Genomic DNA, 19,821 nt, shown 5'->3' on the forward strand with positions numbered 1-19,821 from the left:
TTTTAATTTATTGTTCGGTTAAAATAACCGGTCCCTCTTTCGTAATTGCAATGGTATGCTCGTACTGAGCAGATAGTTTTCCATCTGTTGTACGCGCTGTCCATCCGTTTTTGTCCATTTTGGAATGCCAAGTTCCTACGTTTACCATCGGTTCAATTGTAATAACCATACCTTCTTTTAAACGAGGTCCTTTCCCAGGCTTGCCATAGTGGAAAATGGTTGGCTCTTCGTGCATTGTGTTACCAATGCCGTGTCCTGTAAAGTCACGAACGACAGAAAAGCCTTCTCCTTCTACGTAAGATTGGATAGCATAGCCAATATCACCTGTTCGATTTCCAACCTGTGCTTGCTCTATGCCTTTGTATAATGCGTTGTACGTTACATCCATTAAGCGCTCTGCTTCCTCAGAGATTTCCCCAACTTTATGAGTCCATGCTGAATCAGCCAAAGCTCCGTTTAAGTTAACCACCATATCAATAGTAACAATATCTCCGCTTTTTAAAGGTGTCTTCGTTGGGAAGCCGTGGCAGATTTCGTCGTTCAACGATGCACATGTTGCGAACTGGTACCCTTTATAACCCTTTTGCTCTGGCGTAGCACCGTGTTTCTCTAAAAATTTTTCAACAAATTGGTCAATTTGATGCGTCGTAATACCTGGCTTGATCATTTGTTCAATCTCTTTATGACATTGAGCCAATAACTTACCTGCTTCATGCATTAAGTTAATTTCGCGTTCACTTTTTAATGAAATCAAGTAAACTCCTCCTTTTGAATGTATATTCTCTATATCTAAAATGGATTTTTAAAAAATCCAAACTAAGTTTAATCCAAATTTTATGATAACGCTCTCTAAACTAAAAAAGCAAGAAACCCGCTTGATTTCATGTTTGTAAAAAGGGCATTCAGGGGAGAGTAAAAATGAGACTTCAGCTATAGTTATGGTATAGTTAAAAGATAGAATGAATAATTTAGGAGGGTATGCAGCGATGACTCGAGGAAAAACGTTTACTGGTTATGTTGGAACGTATACAAAAGGTTCAAGTGAAGGAATATACACATTTACATTTGATGCAGAGAAAAAGGAATTAAGAGATGTACGAGCAGTAGCTAAAATCGATAATCCTACATATGTGAACATTAGTAAGAGCAATGAATACTTATATGCTGTTGTAAAAGAAGGAGATAAGGGAGGCGTAGCTTCTTATAAAATCAATTCTGAAAACGGCGATTTAACGTTTGTGAATAAACAAATGCTTGAAGGGCCTTCACCATGTTATGTGACGGTTAACGATAGCAATAACCAAGTATTAACTGCCAATTATCATCGAGGAAGTATTGAGTCATACGTAACTTCTCCTCAAAGTGGCGAAGTGTGGCCAGCCACTTCAGTTATGCAACATGAAGGTAAAGGCCCAAATAAAGATCGTCAAGAAAAGCCGCACGCTCACTATTCAGACTTTACGCCAGACGGTAAGTACGCTGTAGCAGTGGATCTTGGCACAGATGAAATTATCACGTATGCTGTTGGAGAAGAAGGGAAGTTAACAAAAGCTCAAACGTTTAACACGGCACCTGGCGCTGGACCAAGACACTTAACTTTCCATCCAAACGGCAAGTACGCGTATGTGATGACAGAGTTAAGCAACGAAGTGTTAGTGTTAGAGTATAACGCGCAAGACGGGAGCTTTACACAACTACAAGCAATCGCAACGCTACCAGCGGATTTTACTGAAAATAGCCAAGGAAGTGCGATTCATATCTCATCAGATGGCCGCTTCGTCTATGCTGGAAACCGTGGGCATAATACGATTGCAACGTTTGCGGTCAATGAAGACGGTCGTAAACTTATATTTGTTGAGTGGACGGATACAAAAGGAGACTGGCCACGCGATTTCGTATTAGATCCAACAGAGCAATTTATTATTGCATCTAATCAAGAGACTGGAAACTTAGTGCTGTTTGAACGAAATGAAGAAACAGGGAAGTTAACGTTTTTAGATTCAATCGTTGATGTGCCGTACGCGGTTTGCGTAAAGTTTTTAAATATATAAATTAACTTGTTGTTTGAAAAACCTATCCGCCTAAGTGGATAGGTTTTTTCGGTTTATCAACAGGAAATTTAGATGATAGTAAAGAACATGGAGAATGTAAGGTTAGAGAAAGGGTGAAATGATTAATGTTTAACAGCAAATATCCATTAGTTCAAGCACCGATGGCAGGAGGAGTATCTACACCTAAGCTAGCGGCTGCTGTTTGCAAAGCTGGCGGAGTGGGCTTTCTGGCAGGAGGGTATAAAACAACATCTGCTCTAAAAGAAGAAATAGAAGAGCTGAAAAAGCAAAAACCCGGTGTGTTTGGCGTGAATTTGTTTGTACCAGAAGAAGAAAGAAACTATGACTTCAAAAAATATGAACAGCATATAAAGCGTATTGCTGTTACGTTGCAGGCAGAAGTAGGCGTTCCAAGGTACCATGACGATGAATGGCAGAATAAGCTCGTTCTCTTAACAAATCACCCTGTTCCACTGGTTAGTTTTACGTTTGGCTGTCCATCAAAAGATGTCATTCTAGCGTTGCAGGAGAAGGGGACGTTCGTCATCGTAACGGTAACAACACCAAAAGAAGCTAAACTGGCAGCTGAAGCAGGGGCGGATGCACTCTGCTTGCAGGGAATTGAAGCGGGTGGCCATCGAGGAAGCTTTGACAACCAAGAGGAGAAAGAGGAAGACTATGGGGTTTTAGAGCTGATTGATCTTGTGAAAAAGCAGTCTAGCTTGCCGCTTATTGCTGCCGGTGGAATTATGGATAAAGATGATGTAGAGATAGTATTGACTGCTGGGGCTAGTGCCGTTCAAGTAGGAACAGCATTTCTTTGCTGTAAGGAAAGTGGAGCAAACCCTACATATAAAAAAGCATTATTAAATAAAACATATAAGGAGACGGCCGTCACGCGAGCTTTTACAGGCAGACGTGCTAGAGGTTTGGCTAATGCGTTTCTGATTTCACTTACTGACTCAGCCCCAGCAGCCTATCCGCACGTTCACTATATGACGCAGCCACTTCGGAAAAAAGCTGCTGAGCAAGGGGCGGTAGATTACCTTTCACTTTGGGCTGGAGTTGGTCATAATAAAGTGAAAAGCTGCTCAGCGCAAGAGATTGTAGGGTCCTTAATGACGTAAAAAATGCTTATGCTTTTCATGATGGAAGTTTCCACCTAAATCTTCTACTTTCTCTTTTGTTTCTTGTAAAATTGCTCTTGCTTCCACTTTTTGTTCATCTGTTAATCCTTGTAATAGACGACTTTCACGTTCTGGTAAGGTGATTCCCATTTCTTTAAGCTTTGCGATACCTTCTTCTTTTGTAATGGAACCTTCTTTAATTTGATTCATAATCTTTTTCGCTTGTTCTTTTTGCTCTTCCGTTAAATTGGAAAACGGGTGTTTATGCATTTTTTTAGGCAGGTTAATACCTTGTTCTTTTAACTTAGTATAGGCTTCTTCTTTTATTAAAGAGCCATCTTTTACTTGTTCCATAATGCTGTGGAACTGCTCTTTTTGCTCCTGTGTTAAGTTGTGGAAAGGATGATCTTTCTTCTCGGGAAATTCCACACCGAGCTTTTCTAATTTTGTTTTTGCCTCGTTCATAACTGCATCCACTTTTTCTTGTGTTTCTGCATCTAGCTGAACGTCATCTTTATAGTGATTTGTTCGCTGGACGATTGTACTTTCACCTACGTTGTCTTTTGTTGCCGCAAACACAGGTGTGTTTACCGCTGCTACTGCGCAGAGAGTTAAACTGCTGGCCAACACATAGCCAAGCCACTTCTTGTTCATTTTTCTCACTCCTTTTTATGTTAAGTTCCCCGATAAAGGAACAACATATGAGAAGTATGTTGTTCACATTTGATAATGTAACCAGCAATAGTGAAAAAATGGTGAAAGTGGCAAAAAGATTTAAAAAAGATGAGAGGAGCATATTTCCAAGAGTGAATTTCTTTTCATTCACCTCCGAGTATACTATGCTTATTCTTAATTCGTTACATGTATAGGCAAGGAGCATGAATAAAAACATGAATGCTGTAGGAACAATTCTAAAGTTGCTATTAGTTGGCATCATTGTATATGGATTAATCTTTTTCGTTCAAAAAAATTGGCCAATTTCACCTTTTGGCCCCAGCTTAAATGAGTTTAAAGACGCAACGGATCTTCATCCCGCTGTAGTTGAAAAAAGAGATCAGCTTATCGAACAAACAAAAGCACAAGGAATAGATGTTGTCATTACGGATGGCTTTCGATCATTTGAAGAACAAGACGAGCTTTATGCCCGTGGCCGAACGACTGAAGGACAGATTGTCACGTATTCAAAAGGTGGCGAGTCTTATCATAATTATGGTCTAGCTATCGATTTCGCTTTGCGAATAGATAATGGTGATATTATCTGGGATATGGAGTATGACGGCAATGGTAACGGCAAGTCGGATTGGATGGAAGTAGCTGAAATTGGTAAAGAGCTTGGTTTTGAATGGGGAGGAGACTGGGAAGGATTTAAAGATTATCCGCATTTTCAGTTAAGGCCTGAAGATATAAAATAGAGACTGAGACATAAGTAGTTCAGTCAATGATAAACCTAAACGATTGAGAGTTCCTCACTTTTAATCGTTCAGTTTTTTTGTTGATTGTGAAAACAATCAATGTTGGAAACAGAGTGGAATAGAGCGAAGGACACTCGACTCCTGCGGGAAATAGAGGGAAAACGGAGATTCCAAAGCGCAGCGAGGAAGCTCAGGTTCCTCCCCGCGGAAAACGAGTGGACGTAGCGCAATGGAACGAACGTGTTCAGATAACCTAAAGAGATGGGAACAGCTAGTGTTCGTCTTTTAGAAGCAATCATTTTGTTATGTCCCAAACTCTTCTATATAAAAGGGGATTAGTCATCCCACTCAACATTCAATACATTTCCGTTCATCGCATCAATATCAACGTTGACTTCATGATTATCGTCAGTGTGAATTTCAATCTCATAGCGCAGCTGATTATCGTCGCGGTCTAACTCTGTTTCAACAATCGTTCCAGCTTGCTCTTTTAATGCTAATTTTTTTGCTTCCTCTAATGAAAGTTTAGCTTCTTCAATACTTATCCCATCATCACGGTCATCGTCATCGTCACTATCTAAGCGTTCTTGATCAAACTCCACTACTTTTCCAGAGTTGAAATCAATGTCCACATCGTATTCAAATTCACCGTTTACAATATCAAATTCATACTTTTTCGTTCTATCATCTGTATCCACGCTCATCTTTGTGATGTTTCCACCATTTGTTTGTTCTAACGCAATTTCTTTTGCTTGCTCTTCTGAAATGGTTGTTGAGTTCGCTGATACAGATTGTAAAGGCTGTTTATCTGTCATAGCGTAAGCACCAGCACCTAATCCACCTAAAATTAAAGTTCCCGTTAATAACGTCGTCGCAAGTTTCATAATCAATAACCTCCTTGTTTTGTTTACATCCTTATCATATCCAGCGAAGATTAAAAGAAAAGGAGAGAAAGATTAGAATTTGATGAGAAATTGGATAGTTTTTGAGGGAATGCTCTCATAATTCATAGAAATAAGCTTATCCACGCTACAAAAGTAGCAGGATAAGCTTTTAATCATCATCAGTCTCAAACTGGATTGATATGATTTCACCTGAATACGCATCGATGAGTACAGTTGCTTCTTCATCTGGGCTTTGATCAATCTCCACTTCGTATAAAAGCTGGTCGTCATCATCTTCTAGTTCGACAGATGAAATGGTGCCCTTTACTTTTTCTAACGCAATTTTTTTTGCTCCTTCTTTGCTGATAAGAGTAGTTAACTGTTCATTTTTTGGGGGATTAGAGATATTTTCGATTGAACCATCTGGGCGACTGACTTTCACAATATGAGTGCCATCATCACTTTTAATTGTTATATCGTAGTGTTCATTGCTTTCTTTTACGTTTTCAACAGTACCTTGTACACGTTCAAGAGCTTTCTTTTTTGCTTGCTCCTCAGTGAGCTGGGGAGGAGATTTCTCTTGGTTTGTTGATTCACTTACTTTTGAAAAATCGACAATGTCACCTGAAACTCCATCAACCATGATTTCGTACGTATTGTTTTGATTGGTAAGCTGTACGTGAAACTGATTGTCTACTTTTTTAATTCGCTCAATCTGACCTTCATATTTTTGCTTAACGAGGCTTTGTATGTCGCTTTCTGATAAAGAAGAAGCATTTGTATTGTTTAAAGCTGTTACCCAATACCAAATTCCGATGGCTACAGCCAGCGCGCTTAAAACCATAATAAATGTTCGTTTCATAGTATCACCTCCAACTGATTATCTCATTGGTTTATGATAATGAAGTTAAAAGAAGATTAAAATTTCATGAGAAATAGATTGGCAAGTGAACTTGTACGATGGTTCCTTTACCTTCTTCACTATCGATATGAATAGTACCTTGATGTGCTTTAATAATTTTTGCTGCAATGGCCAGACCTAATCCAGAGCCACCAGTCTCGCGGTTTCTTGCTTTATCTACGCGGAAAAAGCGCTCATAAACGTGAGCCAAATCCTCTTTTGGAATACCGATTCCCTGGTCTGTAATTGTAATAAGACACATGTTCTCTGCTGAGGTGGATACGGTTAACTCTATTGATTCCTCGCTATATTTAATCGCATTATCTAGTAAAATATAAAGAAGCTGCTTAAGCTTTTGCTCATCGCTACTAACTTGAATTGGATGCGGTGAAGGCTTTACATGAATTGTTCGCTGGAATGCTTGCTGCAGACTGCGACCCGTTTCAATACATAGGGTGTTAATATCAGTTGGCTGTATATGTAAGTCCAACTGGGAGTCATCTTTTGCTAAGACAAGCATTTGCTCTGTTAAAGTCTTCATCCGAATTGACTCTGAGTGAATGGATTCAACCGCTTCTTCCAGTATGTCAGGTCGCTTCATTCCCCAACGCTTTAGCATATTCGCATAGCTTTCAATGACTGTAAGCGGTGTTTTTAGCTCATGGGAAGCATCAGATACGAACTGTTCCTGTTTTTTATAGTTTTCTTCAAGTAAATCCATCATGTTGTTAAACGTATTAGCCATTTGGTCAAGCTCATCTTTAGAGGATGACTTCGTTGTAATTCGTTTAAAGGTACGTGAGGTTTGAATATCTTCCATTGTATAAATGAGTGATTGAATTGGCTGTAAAACCACCTTGCTTAAAAAGCGACCACCAATAACGGTTGGAACTAAAATAATAAAAGAAGCCACAATTAGAATAATGCGTAAAATCCCTAAAGACTGCTCAACATCCACTAATCGTTCGGTAAGTTCCAGGCTCACAACATTATCGTTTGTCCAAATAATAGGCATTGATGCACTTGCATAAATGGCGCCTGATTCCTGTGTAACATCGGTGTGTTCATTTGTTCGGTAGGTTGCATTTAAACTGCGAAGCGATAGCTCATCCTTTAAGGTTGTTAGCAACGATTTGTTATTTTCATCAATAATGCGAATCATTCCGTTTAAAGGGACGTAAGCATTGAATAAGTTTCGTGGTTCAACAGCGGTTGAGCCACTTCTGTTAAAGCCCTCTGCAATATCATCAACTTGACTATCCAAGCGCTCTATGGCATTGTCTGTCATGGTTTTTTTAAAGATAAAGTAGATTGAGCTATTGGTTATGAGAAGCAGCAAGATAAGAAGGAGCGTTGTAAATAACGTAATTTTCGTTTTTAGCTTCATCTCATTTATTCCTTTAACATGTAGCCGACGCCACGTACAGTATGAAGGTAAGGAGTTGAATAAGGTGCATCAAGCTTTTTGCGAAGATAGCGAATGTATACATCTACTACGTTTGTATCTCCGTAGTAATCAAATCCCCACACATTTGTCAGAAGTTGTTCCCGACTAAGAACTTGATTTTGATTCTTTAATAAGTAAATAAGCAAATCAAATTCTCTTGGTGTCAATTCAATTGTATTTTTTTCTCTTGTGACCATCCGCGTTTTTTCATCAACGGTTAAGTCGCCAATTTGAAGGAGTGGGTTTTCTTCAATAGCAGTAGACTGGTTGCGAAGCCAAACGCGAATGCGGGCAAGTAGCTCTTCAATTTCAAATGGCTTCGTCATATAGTCGTTTGCCCCTAAATCAAGTCCGCTAATTTTATCAGGAAGTGAATCGCGAGCTGTTAACAAAATCACTGGTGTAAGCTGATTGGTAGATCGAATTCTTCTCAATACTTCAAGACCACTTAACCCTGGAAGCATGACGTCAAGAATGAGTAAATCAAATTGTTGACTCTGAAATAGCGATAGCCCTTCTGTGCCAGTATGAGCAGTAGCAGTTTCATATCCCTCGTATTCCAGCTCAAGTTGAATAAGCCTTGCAATTTTCTTTTCGTCTTCAATTATTAAAATCTTTCCTTTGCTCACGGTAAACCTCCTCAAAAACAGTTTGTAATTGCGTACATTATAGCATGAAAAGAAGCCGCAAGCTGTTTTTAATGAAATAGTAATAGATTTTCAAATAAAGGTTGATTTATATATAATATCAATGAATTATAATTAATTTAATTATATATTTATTCATTTTGTGCAGGAGGGTTTTTTATGGAACATATGGGTTGGATTTCATTAATACCAGCTGTTATAGCTGTTGTTCTTGCACTTATTAGTAAAAATGTTATTTTATCTTTATTCATTTGATTCTACGTCGGGTACACTTTCACACTAAAAGCTTACATTTTCAAGGGGGAATCGGAACATGCTATACTGAAAAGTGGAGGTGTCGAGATGCGTTTAGAAAATAAAAAAGTAATTGCGCTTGTAAGCGAAGACTTTGAAGATTTAGAGTTATGGTATCCTGTCATGCGACTTCGTGAAGAAGGAGCTGAGGTGCATTTAGTTGGTGAAAAGGCTAAGGAAACGTATAAAGGAAAATACGGAGTGCCCGCTGTATCAGACTATGCGTTTTCCGATGTGAAAGCAAGCGATTATGATGCTATTTTAGTGCCAGGAGGATGGGCGCCAGATAAACTGCGTCGCTATCCAGAAGTTATTGAAATGGTTCAATATATGGACGAGCACAAAAAGCCAATTGGCCAAATTTGCCACGCCGGCTGGGTACTGATCTCAGCGAAGATTTTAAATGGCCGTAACGTCACAAGTACACCTGGTATTAAAGATGACATGGAGAATGCTGGCGCTATCTGGCATGACGAAGCCGTTGTGGTTGATGCCCACATTATCTCAAGCCGTCGTCCACCAGATTTACCGCCTTATGCAAAAGCATTCGCAGACGTTTTGGCAGAGCAATAAGAAGTAAGTGAAAACACATATCTCGTTGGGGTATGTGTTTTCTATTACAGACTGGAAACTATTTAGTAAAATGAAAAAAGCGAGCAAGGAAATCCCTGCTCGCTTTTTTAGCTTTCATATTAAGTAACTTGCCTCTCTGCAAGTGTAAAAACAAATTCATATTATGATTAAACCCATACTAATAAGGATTTAAATTTTCTCTGCTGTTTTGGACACAATTAGCATTGATTGTGTCTGTTCATATGGATTTATCCATTGCCGCGGTTCATCAATTCCACACGATCGTTTAACCTAAACGACGCAAGCCCTACCTCTCTTGCATCCTTACGGCTCCGAAGCCGATCCAGTGTGAGTAAGTTGTTTTTAAAAACATGTGTAGAATGCCAGTATTTTTACCTTGCATTTTACAATACATCCTCTCAAGTTACTTCTTTTTGAAGTTAGAAGTATAATTTTACGCAATATCATCGTGGAAGTCAATAGTGTTTTGGTGTTTTTTTAAATCTTTTTATGGGAAAGGATACTATTTTTCGAACAAAATAATATTTGGTACGATAAAAAAGAACACAAAGGAGTGATGTTATGAATACAAATCAAGCTTTTCGTGAAGAGGTATTAGAAGCCGTTTCAGATTTGTCGTATGAAGAGTTGAATCAAAAGATATCAGATGACAAATGGATTATTATGCAAGTGTTGGAACATCTCTACCTAATGGAAGAAATGATTGTGGCTCGCGTTTGGCACCAGTTGCAAAATGGAGAGAACAAGCCAGCAGAAAAGAAGCAGTTTCTTTTTAATTTGGAGAAAGAATGGGATAGTCAGACATCGTCCAGATACCCACGCTATAGGTTTTAGGACTATGGTTTTCTACCGTGCTTCCACCTTGAATCGTAAACAACAGTTTTAAAGGGTCATCTGCATAGTACATTGTTTCTTTTGTATACGGGTTATAAAATACCTTAGGAGGAAGTTTTGGTACGACATCTGTTGTATTAATAAACGATCGGCTCTGCGGTACTAAGCTTGTATACGTACGAACAAAGTTTGAATCTCCCACCCGTGGTGATGCGTAGTTATACATGGTGACGCTTGGGAAATTTGTGTTGGTTGCAACATCAAGAGCATGTAGCGTAGCGAGGGCAGCTCCAAGGCTATGTCCCGTAATATAAAGAGGCTTGGCAGGTAAGGTAGTGTACGTGGCCAGCAGCTCATCGCGACATGATTCATAAATGTTTAAAAATCCTTCATGAACAAGTCCAGCATTTTGTGTATAAGGGTAAGGACGCTGGTGAATTTGAGCATCCGCAATCCAATTCGCTTCCGATTGAGTTCCTCGAAATGCAATTACTATGGCATTATCGGATTCTAGAATAAACCCAAACCACTCTTTTTTCCCCAGGACAGATGCTTGAAATGCTTTAATGAATTGATACCCTTTTGGAACCTCGAACGTGCCTGCTTGCTGATACTGTTGATAGCTCAGTACGCACATATAAAGAAGGTCCAAAGCAAGCGGTCGATAAAACAAAGGTTCAATCTTCATATTTAAGCCCACTTTCTCTAACAAACGTTTTTATCTCAAACTATGAAAAAATGAGATTTTGGTGCTTGTTTCCTTTAGAGAATTGGCAAGAAAATAAAAATATGCGTAAGGTTACAAAAAAAATGATACCGCTTTCTTTTTGTGAAAGATAGTTATAAAATCTATAAAAACTAGTTATTTTTGTGCGAAATAACTAAATTTAAAATAAATAATCAAAGTTATATTGTTAAAATAAACAATATAACTTATAATTTTAAAAAAACAGAAAATTAGTAAGTTATAAGGGGGATTTTTATTGGAGCAGTTTGTTGCAAGCTTAAATAACGTACTATGGAGTACACCGGTTATCTATAGCTGTCTTGCGATTGGGCTTTTGTTTTCCATTCTCACTCGCTTTTTACAGGTTAGGCATCTAAAAGAAATGGTTAAGCTCATGTTTCAAGGAAAGAGTTCAAAAGCAGGGGTATCATCTTTCCAAGCGCTTGCATTAGCATTATCTGGGCGCGTAGGTACAGGTAACATTGCAGGGGTAGCAACGGCCATTACGTTCGGTGGACCGGGCGCGGTGTTCTGGATGTGGGCAGTAGCTTTCATTGGTGCTTCAAGTGCGTTTATCGAATCAACACTGGCACAAATCTATAAGGTAAAGCAAGATGGCCAATATCGAGGAGGCCCGGCTTACTATATTGAAAAAGGAACTGGAATGAAATGGTATGGTGTTATTTTTGCGATTGCAGCACTGGTAGCTATGAGCATTTTGATGCCAGGAGTGCAATCTAACTCTATCGCAGCAGGTTTAGACAATGCATTTAACGTTAGCCCAACAGTAACAGCTATCGGTTTAATTATTTTATTAGCTGGAATCATCTTTGGTGGGGTTAAGCGTATCGCAGGAGTAGCTCAAATTATCGTGCCATTTATGGCTTTGGCTTATATCGCACTTTCTTTAGTTATTATTGCAATTAATATTACTGAATTACCCGCGGTTTTTGCCTTAATTTTTAAGAGTGCTTTTGCGTTAGAATCAGCTTTTGGTGGGATTGTTGGTTTGGCTGTTTCATGGGGAGTTAAGCGTGGGATTTATTCCAACGAAGCAGGGCAAGGAACAGGCCCTCACGCGGCAGCTGCAGCAGAGGTATCTCACCCAGTGAAACAAGGTCTTGTTCAAGCATTTTCTGTTTATATCGATACATTACTAGTTTGTTCAGCAACAGCGTTTATGATTTTATTTACGGGGATGTATAACACACAATCACCGGATGGCGCATTTATCGTTTCAAATTTAGAAGGTGTAGAAGCAGGTCCTGGATATACGCAGGCAGCAATTGATTCCTTTATTCCTGGATTTGGAGCTGGGTTTGTAGCGATTGCGCTCTTCTTCTTCGCATTTACAACGATTATGGCGTATTACTATATCGCTGAAACAAACATTGCATATTTAACAAGAGGCAAAAACGGTAAGTGGGCTATGTTTGTATTAAAGCTTGTGTTGTTAGGTGCAACATTCTACGGAGCAGTTAAAACAGCCGATATTGCTTGGGCTCTTGGCGACGCAGGTCTAGGAATCATGGTATGGCTGAACTTAATAGCTATTTTGATTTTGGCAAAACCAGCGCTTGTGGCGTTAAAAGACTATGAAGCTCAGAAAAAGCAAGGGTTAGATCCGGTATTTGATCCAGTGAAGCTAGGTATTAAAAACGCAGACTACTGGGAAACAGAATATAAAAAAGATGAAAATCAAGTTTCATAATTTCAAGCTCACTTTTTCAATCTTTGAAAAAGTGAGCTTTTTTCATTAGAATGACATGTATAATAGTGTGTATTAATGAAGCTAAAGGAAAGAGGAATACGTTATGAAAGAAACAATTATTTCAACCATCGATGAGCTGCAGCAAACGTTTTATGATATTAGTCAATATATTGGAAACAACCCAGAGCTTGGCCATGAAGAAGTAAAAGCTTGTACAGCGCTTACAAATGAGTTAGCTAAGCATAATTTTGAGGTGGAAATAGGGACGTGTAATTTAGCTACTGCTTTTACGGCTGTGTATGATAGTCATAAGCCAGGTCCTTCGATTGGCTTTATGGCAGAGTACGATGCGCTACCGGGGCTAGGGCATGCTTGTGGCCATAACTTAATTGGCACAATGGCCATTGCAGCAGCGATTGGATTGAGCAAAGTTTTGAGTGAGACAGGCGGTAAAGTATACGTATACGGGACGCCTGCAGAAGAAACAACGGGTGGTAAAGTAACGATGGCAGAAGCGGGTGTTTTTAACCATCTAGACGCAGCCATGATGGTTCATCCATATTATTGCCACCAAAAAAGTGGTAGATCACTGGCGATGGACGCTATTCAATTCGAATTTTTTGGGAAATCAGCACACGCAGCAGCAGCACCTCATGAAGGAATTAATGCGTTAGATGCAGTTATTCAAACATTTAACGGGATCAATGCTCTTCGTCAACATGTGAAACCAGATGTCAGAATCCATGGTGTTATCCCTGAAGGAGGCAAAGCTGCTAATATTGTACCTGACTATGCGACAGCGCAGTTCTATGTGCGAGCATCTAACCGAAAGTATGTTAATGCGGTAACAGAGCAAGTAAAAGCTTGTGCACAAGGTGCAGCTTTATCCACAGGAGCACGACTTGAAATTTCAAACTATGAATTTTCATATGATGATATGGTGACAAATGAAGTTTTATCAACAGCTTATACACAAAATCTACAGCTGCTAGGCGTGCCAGCTGAAGAAATTTTTGAGGACCAAGGTGATCACGGTTCATTAGATATGGGAAATGTTAGCCAAGTGGTGCCATCAATTCATCCATATATTAAAATATGTAACGAGTATTTTGTCTGTCATACGCATGAATTTAGAGAAGCGGCTCTCAGTCCACAGGGACAAGAAGCGCTTATTCTTGGGGCAAAGACAATGGCATTAACAGGATATGATTTGCTAACAAAAGAAGAGCTCTTGCAAAAAGTAAAAGATGAATTCTCTAAATGATGTCATGTAATAAAGAGGCTGGGACATAAGTAATTCAGCCAATGATAAAACTGAACGATTGAGAGTTTCTCACTTTTAATCGTTCAGGTTTTTTGGTTGATTATGAAAACAATGTTGGAAACAGGGTGGAATGGAGCGTAGGACACTCGACTCCTGCGGGAAAGAGAGGGAAAACTGAGATCCCGCAGCGCAGCGAGGAAGCTCAGGTTCCTCCCCGCGGAAAGCGAGTGGCCGTAGCGCAATGGAACGAACGTGTTCAGACAAACCAAAAAGATTGGAACAGCTATTGTTCGTCTCTTAGAAGCAATCATTTTGTTATGTCCCAAACTCTTTTTTGATTTCAGTATCTGGAAGGTGTTAGCATGTTTGAATGCAATAAAAACAGGGTAATATCAGTATTGAAGATAAAAGACAGTAATGTTCACAAAGAACTAATAGAGGTTTTCGTATGATTAAAATTTTAGCAAAAACAAAAGAAGAGCTTTTGACCAACTTAACAATTGACGAGCTACAGGCTCATCCGTCAATTGATTGGTACTGGATTGACTTTTATAACCCAACAGAACAAGAGCAGAAAGCCCTTGAAGAGAAATTTGATTTTCATCCACTTGCCGTCGAGGATTGTTTAACCCAAGGTCAAAGGGCGAAATTCGAAATTTATGATGAACACTATTTTTTAGTATATTATGCGCTGCATAAAGAAGAGTTAGAAAACTTAGAAGTGTCGGCGTTTATTGGAGATAACTTTGTTGTTACGTATCATGTCGATAAGTTAAAAAGCGTAGCTAGAGTGGCAAATCTTGTCGAGAAAGACCCAAACATCGTAGAGAATGATCCGTGGGAAATTATTTATGAGCTGCTTGATCATACAGTTGATGAATACTTTCCAACACTTTACCAATTAGAAGATCAAATTGATGATATTGAAGACAATGCAAAAAATGAAACAATGGATGAACTAATGAGAAATCTATATGATATTCGAAGCGATTTATCGCGAATGCGTAGAATTTTAAATCCAATGCGTGATTTAATTTACCGTATTATGTCCACAAATGCATTAAAAGAAAAGGAACAGGTGCGTTATTTTAATGATATCTATGATCACCTGTTAAATATGATCGAAATCATGAATGCTAGTCGAGATTTATCAAATGATATTCGAGAAAGCTTTATGTCGATTAACTCGGACAGAATGAATTCCATTATGTTTACACTGACGCTGATGTCAGCTATCTTCCTTCCTCTTACATTTATCGCAGGTTTATATGGAATGAATTTCTCCTATATGCCAGAGCTAGCTGGTAAATATAATTACTTTATTGTACTCGGGATTATGATTGGACTTGTAGGCGTTATGGTTTTTGCTTTTTACAAAATGGGATGGTTTAAATATCGAAAAGGTCCTAAGTTATAAATATCAATTTGATGGCAAAAGTCTTATCCACATGTGGATAAGGCTTTTTTGGTGTACTATAAAAAGAGAAAGGATTGATGCGAATGGTCAAAGGGCTAAGAATGACGCTGTGATCAGTCATCATTTTACTTGTATGTATCGTTGTTTTAATGTCATTATTATTAACCGATTTATTAGTCAGTAACTCAACTGAGGAAAATGTTCGTAATCAAAAAGCTGAGAAAGCAACAGATGTGGCTAAAATTGTCGCAAACTCCAGTGAGGTAAGAAGAGGCTTAGCAGAAGAAAATTCAGAAGATATTCAAGCATATACTAATTCCATTCAAAAAGAGCTAGGTGTATTATTTATTGTGGTCATGAACATGGACGGAATTCGTCAATCTCATCCCAACGAAGCTAAAATTGGAAAACACTTTGAAGGTGGGGATGAAAGAAGAGTCCTAAAAGGTGAACGGTATACGTCGGTTGCAAAAGGGACGTTAGATGAATCACTAAGAGCATTTGTACCTGTTTATAATGAGCGTAATGAACAAATTGGTGCGGTAGCTGTAGGGATTTCACTGGTTCAGGTCGAGCAAGCTGTTCAGGAAGGTCATCGACGCATTTTAATTGGGTCTCTTTTCGGATTATTAGTTGGGATTATCGGTGCTGTCCTATTGGCAACCTACATTAAGCGAACGTTATTTGGTTTAGAGCCATCAAACATTGCCAAAATTCTTGAAGAAAGAAGCATGATGTTACAGTCAGTGCGAAAAGGTATTCTTGGAGAACGAATGACGTATGGAACGATTGGTCGCCCTGTTTATGCGTACATTTATAATGAGAAGCAAAAGCATGTATTAAGTAATTACCTATCATAGGAGTCAACGAGCCGCTGCCTGACATTTTCACTTTGCGAGTATATTTTTATAAAAAAACAGGTGTTTTTTTAGTTGCAAACGTTTAACATAAAGGGTAAAGAAGTGGATTTAATTGAAGATAAATTACTTTTTTACCCTGATATCATAAACTATAAAAATAATAGGTGGATAAACATTGATAAAAGATGCTCGTAAAGCAGCACTGAAAATTGCAGTGATGTACATTATAACGGGAGCCGTATGGATTCTTATTTCTGATAAGTTATCTCGTATTCTTGCTCAAGATAAGTTTGAATTATATATCTTTTTTCAACAGTATAAAGGCTGGTTCTTCATGTTGGCGACAGGTATTATTCTATACGGGTTAGTCTATCGTCGTGCATATTATTTGCTTCAATCACAGGATGAATTATCAAAAAAGGATTATGAACTTCTAACTAGCCATGAACATTATCAATCGTTATTTCAGCATAACCCGGATGCAGTATTTGAGATTAGTAAAGAAGGTCAAGTTCTCTCTACTAACCCTGAAGGTGAAAAAATAACGGGTTATTCAAGATTACAGCTAAAAGGAATGAAGACCTCAGAATTAATCGCTGATGATGATCAAAGCCTTTGTCATGAACATTTTCGTAATGTTTTAAAAGGCAAAAGCGCTAAATATGAATTAAAGATTGTGAACCAACAAGGTCAAGTTCGACTATTAAGAAGCTCATTATTACCAATTATCGTCAACGGCCAAGTAGTCGGCGTATTTATGATTGCTAGAGATATTACGAACTATCGTCGAGATGAAGAGCTTATGATTGCTTCTGAGAAAATGTCTGTAATTGGCCAGCTAGCAGCTGCCGTTGCCCATGAGGTAAGAAATCCACTGACTTCATTAAAGGGATTTGTACAAGTGATGCAGGCCACAAAGCAAGTGGAGGATCGTTACTTAGACATCATGCTGGCTGAAATTGACCGAATTAATTTAATTTCTAGTGAAATGCTGATTTTAGGTAAAAAACAGCATGTAGCTTTTGAAGTAACTAACTTAAATGAAGTATTGAAGCAAGTGTTAATCTTAATGGAAGCGCAAGCAAATTTCAATAATATTTCTCTCGTTGCTCATTATGATTCAAAGCGGGACCTGTACGTTATGTCAGATCCTAATCAGTTGAAGCAGGTATTCATTAATATTATTAAAAATAGTATCGAGGCAATAATTAATCAAGGTGAGATTATTGTAACGTTAGCTGAAGAAGAAGGTAGTGCCGTTATTCAGTTTCGGGATACGGGAATTGGCATGAGTGAAGAGAGAATTGAACAAGTTGGCACACCTTTTTATTCAACAAAAGAAGCAGGTACAGGATTGGGACTAGCCGTTTGTTTTAAGATTATCGAGCGTCATCAAGGTCAGATTGAGTTTGAAAGTGAAAAGGGAAAAGGAACATTGGTAACGGTGTCAATGCCTTTAGCTAGTGAGTAGAACATGTAAGGAACCCGCCTTTATGAAGGAGGGTTCTTTTTCATTAGTTAATCGATTAAATCACAGACTGTTTACTATCATCTATGAATGTTTTCTTCTTCATTTTTGCTTTGCCACTCCATGATAAATTCGTCCACATACGAAGCAGCTGTTCTACAGGACCGACTTTAAACTTACGTAAATAAAGCAAGCTGGAAACGAGCTGAATGAAATAGATTGTCGTACATAGTGCAATACCTTTAATCATGCCAAATGTTCCGAATTGTCCTAGGCCATATCCATAAAAAATAGTGGTGCAGATAACCGTTTGGAACCAGTAGATAAGCGTTGGTTTGAGAGAATGCTTGATAATATCATTTTTAATGGAATCAAGCATAACCCACCTCACATAACTATTAAGCTATCGATTTCTGTAGAAACAGAATTTATTTCTATAGAAGTGAAGGATGATGGAGTAGGTATGGATGAATCCGTACTAGAAAATCTTTTTGAGCGCTATTACCGAGGAACGAATACAAGTGAAAAAAAAGAAGGGTCAGGTCTTGGAATGAACATTGCCAAAGCGATTTGTGAGCTCCATGGTGGCCATATTGTTGTAAGGTCCGCCCCTGGTGTAGGGACCGCCATTACAATGAAGCTTCCAATCTTAAGATAGTTCCAAGAAAAGAGCATTGAAAATGCGTTGTTTTGACGCATTTTCAATGCTTTTCTTATGAATACTCACGTGAAGCATTGTATTTCAACGAATCAATAGTGTATCATAGGTGGGACTTCTATTGAAGATGAAACGGATGCTTTAGGCATTTATAATAGATGAACGACAAAGGAGAAAAGATATGAGTCAATTTATCGAACAGCTACAGCCGTTCTTGCAAGAAGCGTGGAAGAAGGCAGGCTTTGAACAAGCAATGGCTATTCAAACAAAAGCTATACCAGAAATTTTAAATAAAAGAGATGTAATGGGTGAGTCGCCAACAGGTACTGGGAAGACTCTTGCTTATTTACTTCCAATTTTACATGACCTTAAGCCAGGACCTTCTCATATTCAAGCGGTTATCTTAGCTTCTTCCCATGAACTTGTTATGCAGATTCATGGTGAGATTCAAACATGGGGCCAGGGAAGCGGAATTTCTAGCGCAGCGCTTATCGGTGGAGCAAACATTAAGCGTCAAGTTGAAAAGTTGAAAAAACGTCCTAACCTAATTGTTGGAACGCCTGGGCGCATTCAAGAGCTGATTAAAATGAAAAAAGTGAAGATGCACGAAGTAAAAACGATTGTCATTGATGAAGCTGACCAGCTGTTTGTACCTGAACATATTCAAACAGTACAAGGTATTGTTAAAATGGCCCCAAGTGATCGTCAGCTTCTCGTGTTTTCAGCAACGCTATCACAGCATACGCAAACATTAGCTCAGGAATTAATGAATGATCCTCTTTTCGTTCAAGTAACCCGAGATGAACTTCCTGCTCCAAAAGTTGAGCATATGTATATCGTAAGTGAAGGTCGAGATAAAGTAGAAGTACTTCGTAAGCTTGCGCATCAGGGACCAATGAAAGCTCTAGCTTTTTTCAAAGGGATTGAAACGTTATCTATTTTTGAAGAAAAGCTAAAATTTAAAAAGCTGAACGTAGGATCGCTTCATAGTGAAACGCGAAAGCTTGATCGCTCAAAGGTGTTAACGTCATTTCGTAAAGGTGAGTTTCCAATCTTATTAGCAACGGACGTAGCTGCACGTGGTCTTGATATTAAAGAGCTTTCACATGTTATTCATGTGGATATTCCTCAAAGTGTTGAACAATATGTACACAGATCAGGGCGTACAGGAAGATCAGGAGCTGAAGGAACGGTCATTTCACTTGTAACGGAGCGTGAAGAGAGAGAACTAAAACAAATTGCCCGTGAGCTAAAGATTAAGCTGGTAAAGAAAGAACTATATATGGGTGAAATTGTAGCCGAAGGAACGAAGCAAGAGAAACGAGAGAGCTACAAACCAAGAAAGAAGACAAACAAAAAAACATATCAGCATAAACAGACTAAAAAGAAGTAATCCTTTTATTTCCTTCTTGAAAAGAATTTTTGTTGTGATAAAGTAATAAGAGTTTAAAAAGCAACGCCTACAAGCTAACGGGCGTTGTTTTATTTTGGGTAAAAAATCATATAGATACATTATCCTATTATT

The 19,821-nt window shown here is 38.6% G+C and carries 20 protein-coding genes; 12 read left to right on the forward strand and 8 right to left on the reverse strand.

Annotation, left to right across the window (positions count from 1 at the left end; all coding sequences use genetic code 11):
* Positions 1 to 7: 7 nt before the first annotated feature.
* Entirely contained in the window at positions 8 to 754 is a 747-nt protein-coding gene (gene map / locus A2U94_RS15400; protein WP_025907602.1) for a type I methionyl aminopeptidase, read from the reverse strand.
* Between the two features lie 232 nt (positions 755 to 986).
* Between map and A2U94_RS15405 the strand changes: the two genes are divergently transcribed.
* Both A2U94_RS15405 and A2U94_RS15410 read left to right on the forward strand, forming a co-directional pair.
* Positions 987 to 2,051: a lactonase family protein gene (locus A2U94_RS15405; RefSeq protein WP_025907600.1), complete on the forward strand. Its 1,065-nt coding sequence runs from the start codon at positions 987 to 989 to the stop codon at positions 2,049 to 2,051.
* A 125-nt stretch (positions 2,052 to 2,176) separates the two neighbouring features.
* Positions 2,177 to 3,178 carry a nitronate monooxygenase gene (locus tag A2U94_RS15410; protein WP_025907598.1) on the forward strand — a complete coding sequence of 334 codons (1,002 nt, stop codon included), beginning with the start codon at positions 2,177 to 2,179 and terminating at the stop codon, positions 3,176 to 3,178.
* Here the strand turns inward: A2U94_RS15410 and A2U94_RS15415 are convergent.
* Positions 3,167 to 3,832, reverse strand: a complete 666-nt coding sequence (locus A2U94_RS15415; RefSeq protein WP_062954713.1) for a hypothetical protein — start codon at positions 3,830 to 3,832, stop codon at positions 3,167 to 3,169. The two genes, A2U94_RS15410 and A2U94_RS15415, sit on opposite strands and share 12 nt — an antisense overlap.
* 236 nt (positions 3,833 to 4,068) lie before the next feature.
* Between A2U94_RS15415 and A2U94_RS15420 the strand changes: the two genes are divergently transcribed.
* Positions 4,069 to 4,590, forward strand: coding sequence for a M15 family metallopeptidase (locus tag A2U94_RS15420; RefSeq protein WP_025907594.1), 522 nt, complete (start codon positions 4,069 to 4,071; stop codon positions 4,588 to 4,590).
* Between the two features lie 335 nt (positions 4,591 to 4,925).
* On the opposite strand, the gene A2U94_RS15425 is transcribed toward A2U94_RS15420, so the two are convergent.
* The 4 genes from A2U94_RS15425 to A2U94_RS15440 form a co-directional block, all read right to left on the reverse strand.
* Positions 4,926 to 5,474, reverse strand: coding sequence for a PepSY domain-containing protein (locus tag A2U94_RS15425; protein WP_025907592.1), 549 nt, complete (start codon positions 5,472 to 5,474; stop codon positions 4,926 to 4,928).
* 169 nt (positions 5,475 to 5,643) lie between these two features.
* Complete coding sequence (locus A2U94_RS15430) at positions 5,644 to 6,336, reverse strand: PepSY domain-containing protein (protein WP_025907590.1); 693 nt, start codon at positions 6,334 to 6,336, stop codon at positions 5,644 to 5,646.
* 64 nt (positions 6,337 to 6,400) lie between these two features.
* On the reverse strand, positions 6,401 to 7,762 hold the full coding sequence (locus tag A2U94_RS15435; protein WP_025907588.1) for a sensor histidine kinase: 1,362 nt from the start codon (positions 7,760 to 7,762) through the stop codon (positions 6,401 to 6,403).
* Between the two features lie 5 nt (positions 7,763 to 7,767).
* Positions 7,768 to 8,451 (reverse strand): response regulator transcription factor, encoded by a 684-nt coding sequence (locus A2U94_RS15440; RefSeq protein ID WP_025907586.1) that lies wholly within the window; start codon positions 8,449 to 8,451, stop codon positions 7,768 to 7,770.
* 360 nt (positions 8,452 to 8,811) lie between these two features.
* On the opposite strand from A2U94_RS15440, the gene A2U94_RS15445 reads away from it, so the two are divergent.
* Positions 8,812 to 9,336, forward strand: a complete 525-nt coding sequence (locus A2U94_RS15445; protein ID WP_025907584.1) for a type 1 glutamine amidotransferase domain-containing protein — start codon at positions 8,812 to 8,814, stop codon at positions 9,334 to 9,336.
* Between the two features lie 582 nt (positions 9,337 to 9,918).
* The gene (locus A2U94_RS15450) at positions 9,919 to 10,191 is read left to right on the forward strand and encodes a DinB family protein (RefSeq protein WP_062954714.1); all 273 of its coding nucleotides are present in this window, start codon (positions 9,919 to 9,921) and stop codon (positions 10,189 to 10,191) included.
* Here the strand turns inward: A2U94_RS15450 and A2U94_RS15455 are convergent.
* Positions 10,130 to 10,879, reverse strand: a complete 750-nt coding sequence (locus tag A2U94_RS15455) for a lipase family protein (RefSeq protein ID WP_025907583.1) — start codon at positions 10,877 to 10,879, stop codon at positions 10,130 to 10,132. The genes A2U94_RS15450 and A2U94_RS15455 overlap by 62 nt on opposite strands.
* Before the next feature lie 295 nt (positions 10,880 to 11,174).
* Between A2U94_RS15455 and A2U94_RS15460 the strand changes: the two genes are divergently transcribed.
* From A2U94_RS15460 to A2U94_RS15480, 5 genes are all read left to right on the forward strand, one after another.
* Positions 11,175 to 12,629 (forward strand): alanine/glycine:cation symporter family protein, encoded by a 1,455-nt coding sequence (locus A2U94_RS15460; protein ID WP_025907580.1) that lies wholly within the window; start codon positions 11,175 to 11,177, stop codon positions 12,627 to 12,629.
* A 103-nt stretch (positions 12,630 to 12,732) separates the two neighbouring features.
* The gene (locus tag A2U94_RS15465) at positions 12,733 to 13,893 is read left to right on the forward strand and encodes a M20 family metallopeptidase (protein ID WP_025907578.1); all 1,161 of its coding nucleotides are present in this window, start codon (positions 12,733 to 12,735) and stop codon (positions 13,891 to 13,893) included.
* Positions 13,894 to 14,341: 448 nt separating this feature from the next.
* Complete coding sequence (gene corA / locus A2U94_RS15470; protein ID WP_025907577.1) at positions 14,342 to 15,310, forward strand: magnesium/cobalt transporter CorA; 969 nt, start codon at positions 14,342 to 14,344, stop codon at positions 15,308 to 15,310.
* A 149-nt stretch (positions 15,311 to 15,459) separates the two neighbouring features.
* A complete protein-coding gene (locus A2U94_RS15475; RefSeq protein WP_051567045.1) occupies positions 15,460 to 16,170 on the forward strand; it encodes a sensor histidine kinase in 711 nt (236 codons plus the stop codon).
* 175 nt (positions 16,171 to 16,345) lie between these two features.
* A complete protein-coding gene (locus A2U94_RS15480; protein WP_025907574.1) occupies positions 16,346 to 17,641 on the forward strand; it encodes an ATP-binding protein in 1,296 nt (431 codons plus the stop codon).
* 55 nt (positions 17,642 to 17,696) lie between these two features.
* On the opposite strand, the gene A2U94_RS20785 is transcribed toward A2U94_RS15480, so the two are convergent.
* Positions 17,697 to 18,017 (reverse strand): DUF418 domain-containing protein, encoded by a 321-nt coding sequence (locus A2U94_RS20785; protein ID WP_025907572.1) that lies wholly within the window; start codon positions 18,015 to 18,017, stop codon positions 17,697 to 17,699.
* On the opposite strand from A2U94_RS20785, the gene A2U94_RS15490 reads away from it, so the two are divergent.
* Together A2U94_RS15490 and A2U94_RS15495 are read left to right on the forward strand one after the other, a co-directional pair.
* Positions 17,949 to 18,296: a sensor histidine kinase gene (locus A2U94_RS15490; protein WP_062954716.1), complete on the forward strand. Its 348-nt coding sequence runs from the start codon at positions 17,949 to 17,951 to the stop codon at positions 18,294 to 18,296. The two genes, A2U94_RS20785 and A2U94_RS15490, sit on opposite strands and share 69 nt — an antisense overlap.
* A 181-nt stretch (positions 18,297 to 18,477) precedes the next feature.
* Positions 18,478 to 19,689: a DEAD/DEAH box helicase gene (locus A2U94_RS15495; protein ID WP_025907568.1), complete on the forward strand. Its 1,212-nt coding sequence runs from the start codon at positions 18,478 to 18,480 to the stop codon at positions 19,687 to 19,689.
* The last annotated feature ends 132 nt before the right edge of the window (positions 19,690 to 19,821 follow it).

It is taken from the genome of Bacillus sp. VT 712, from assembly GCF_001614195.1.
Classification (GTDB): Bacteria; Bacillota; Bacilli; order Bacillales; family Bacillaceae_H; genus Priestia; species Priestia flexa.

Coding starts and splice junctions, on each gene's coding strand:
- A2U94_RS15405 (WP_025907600.1), top strand. CDS start 987: ATGACTCGAGGAAAAACGTTTACTGGTTATGTTGGAACGTATACAAAA.
- A2U94_RS15410 (WP_025907598.1), top strand. CDS start 2,177: ATGTTTAACAGCAAATATCCATTAGTTCAAGCACCGATGGCAGGAGGA.
- A2U94_RS15415 (WP_062954713.1), bottom strand. CDS start 3,832: ATGAACAAGAAGTGGCTTGGCTATGTGTTGGCCAGCAGTTTAACTCTC.
- A2U94_RS15420 (WP_025907594.1), top strand. CDS start 4,069: ATGAATGCTGTAGGAACAATTCTAAAGTTGCTATTAGTTGGCATCATT.
- A2U94_RS15425 (WP_025907592.1), bottom strand. CDS start 5,474: ATGAAACTTGCGACGACGTTATTAACGGGAACTTTAATTTTAGGTGGA.
- A2U94_RS15430 (WP_025907590.1), bottom strand. CDS start 6,336: ATGAAACGAACATTTATTATGGTTTTAAGCGCGCTGGCTGTAGCCATC.
- A2U94_RS15435 (WP_025907588.1), bottom strand. CDS start 7,762: ATGAAGCTAAAAACGAAAATTACGTTATTTACAACGCTCCTTCTTATC.
- A2U94_RS15445 (WP_025907584.1), top strand. CDS start 8,812: ATGCGTTTAGAAAATAAAAAAGTAATTGCGCTTGTAAGCGAAGACTTT.
- A2U94_RS15450 (WP_062954714.1), top strand. CDS start 9,919: ATGAATACAAATCAAGCTTTTCGTGAAGAGGTATTAGAAGCCGTTTCA.
- A2U94_RS15455 (WP_025907583.1), bottom strand. CDS start 10,879: ATGAAGATTGAACCTTTGTTTTATCGACCGCTTGCTTTGGACCTTCTT.
- A2U94_RS15465 (WP_025907578.1), top strand. CDS start 12,733: ATGAAAGAAACAATTATTTCAACCATCGATGAGCTGCAGCAAACGTTT.
- corA (WP_025907577.1), top strand. CDS start 14,342: ATGATTAAAATTTTAGCAAAAACAAAAGAAGAGCTTTTGACCAACTTA.
- A2U94_RS15475 (WP_051567045.1), top strand. CDS start 15,460: ATGTCATTATTATTAACCGATTTATTAGTCAGTAACTCAACTGAGGAA.
- A2U94_RS20785 (WP_025907572.1), bottom strand. CDS start 18,017: ATGCTTGATTCCATTAAAAATGATATTATCAAGCATTCTCTCAAACCA.
- A2U94_RS15495 (WP_025907568.1), top strand. CDS start 18,478: ATGAGTCAATTTATCGAACAGCTACAGCCGTTCTTGCAAGAAGCGTGG.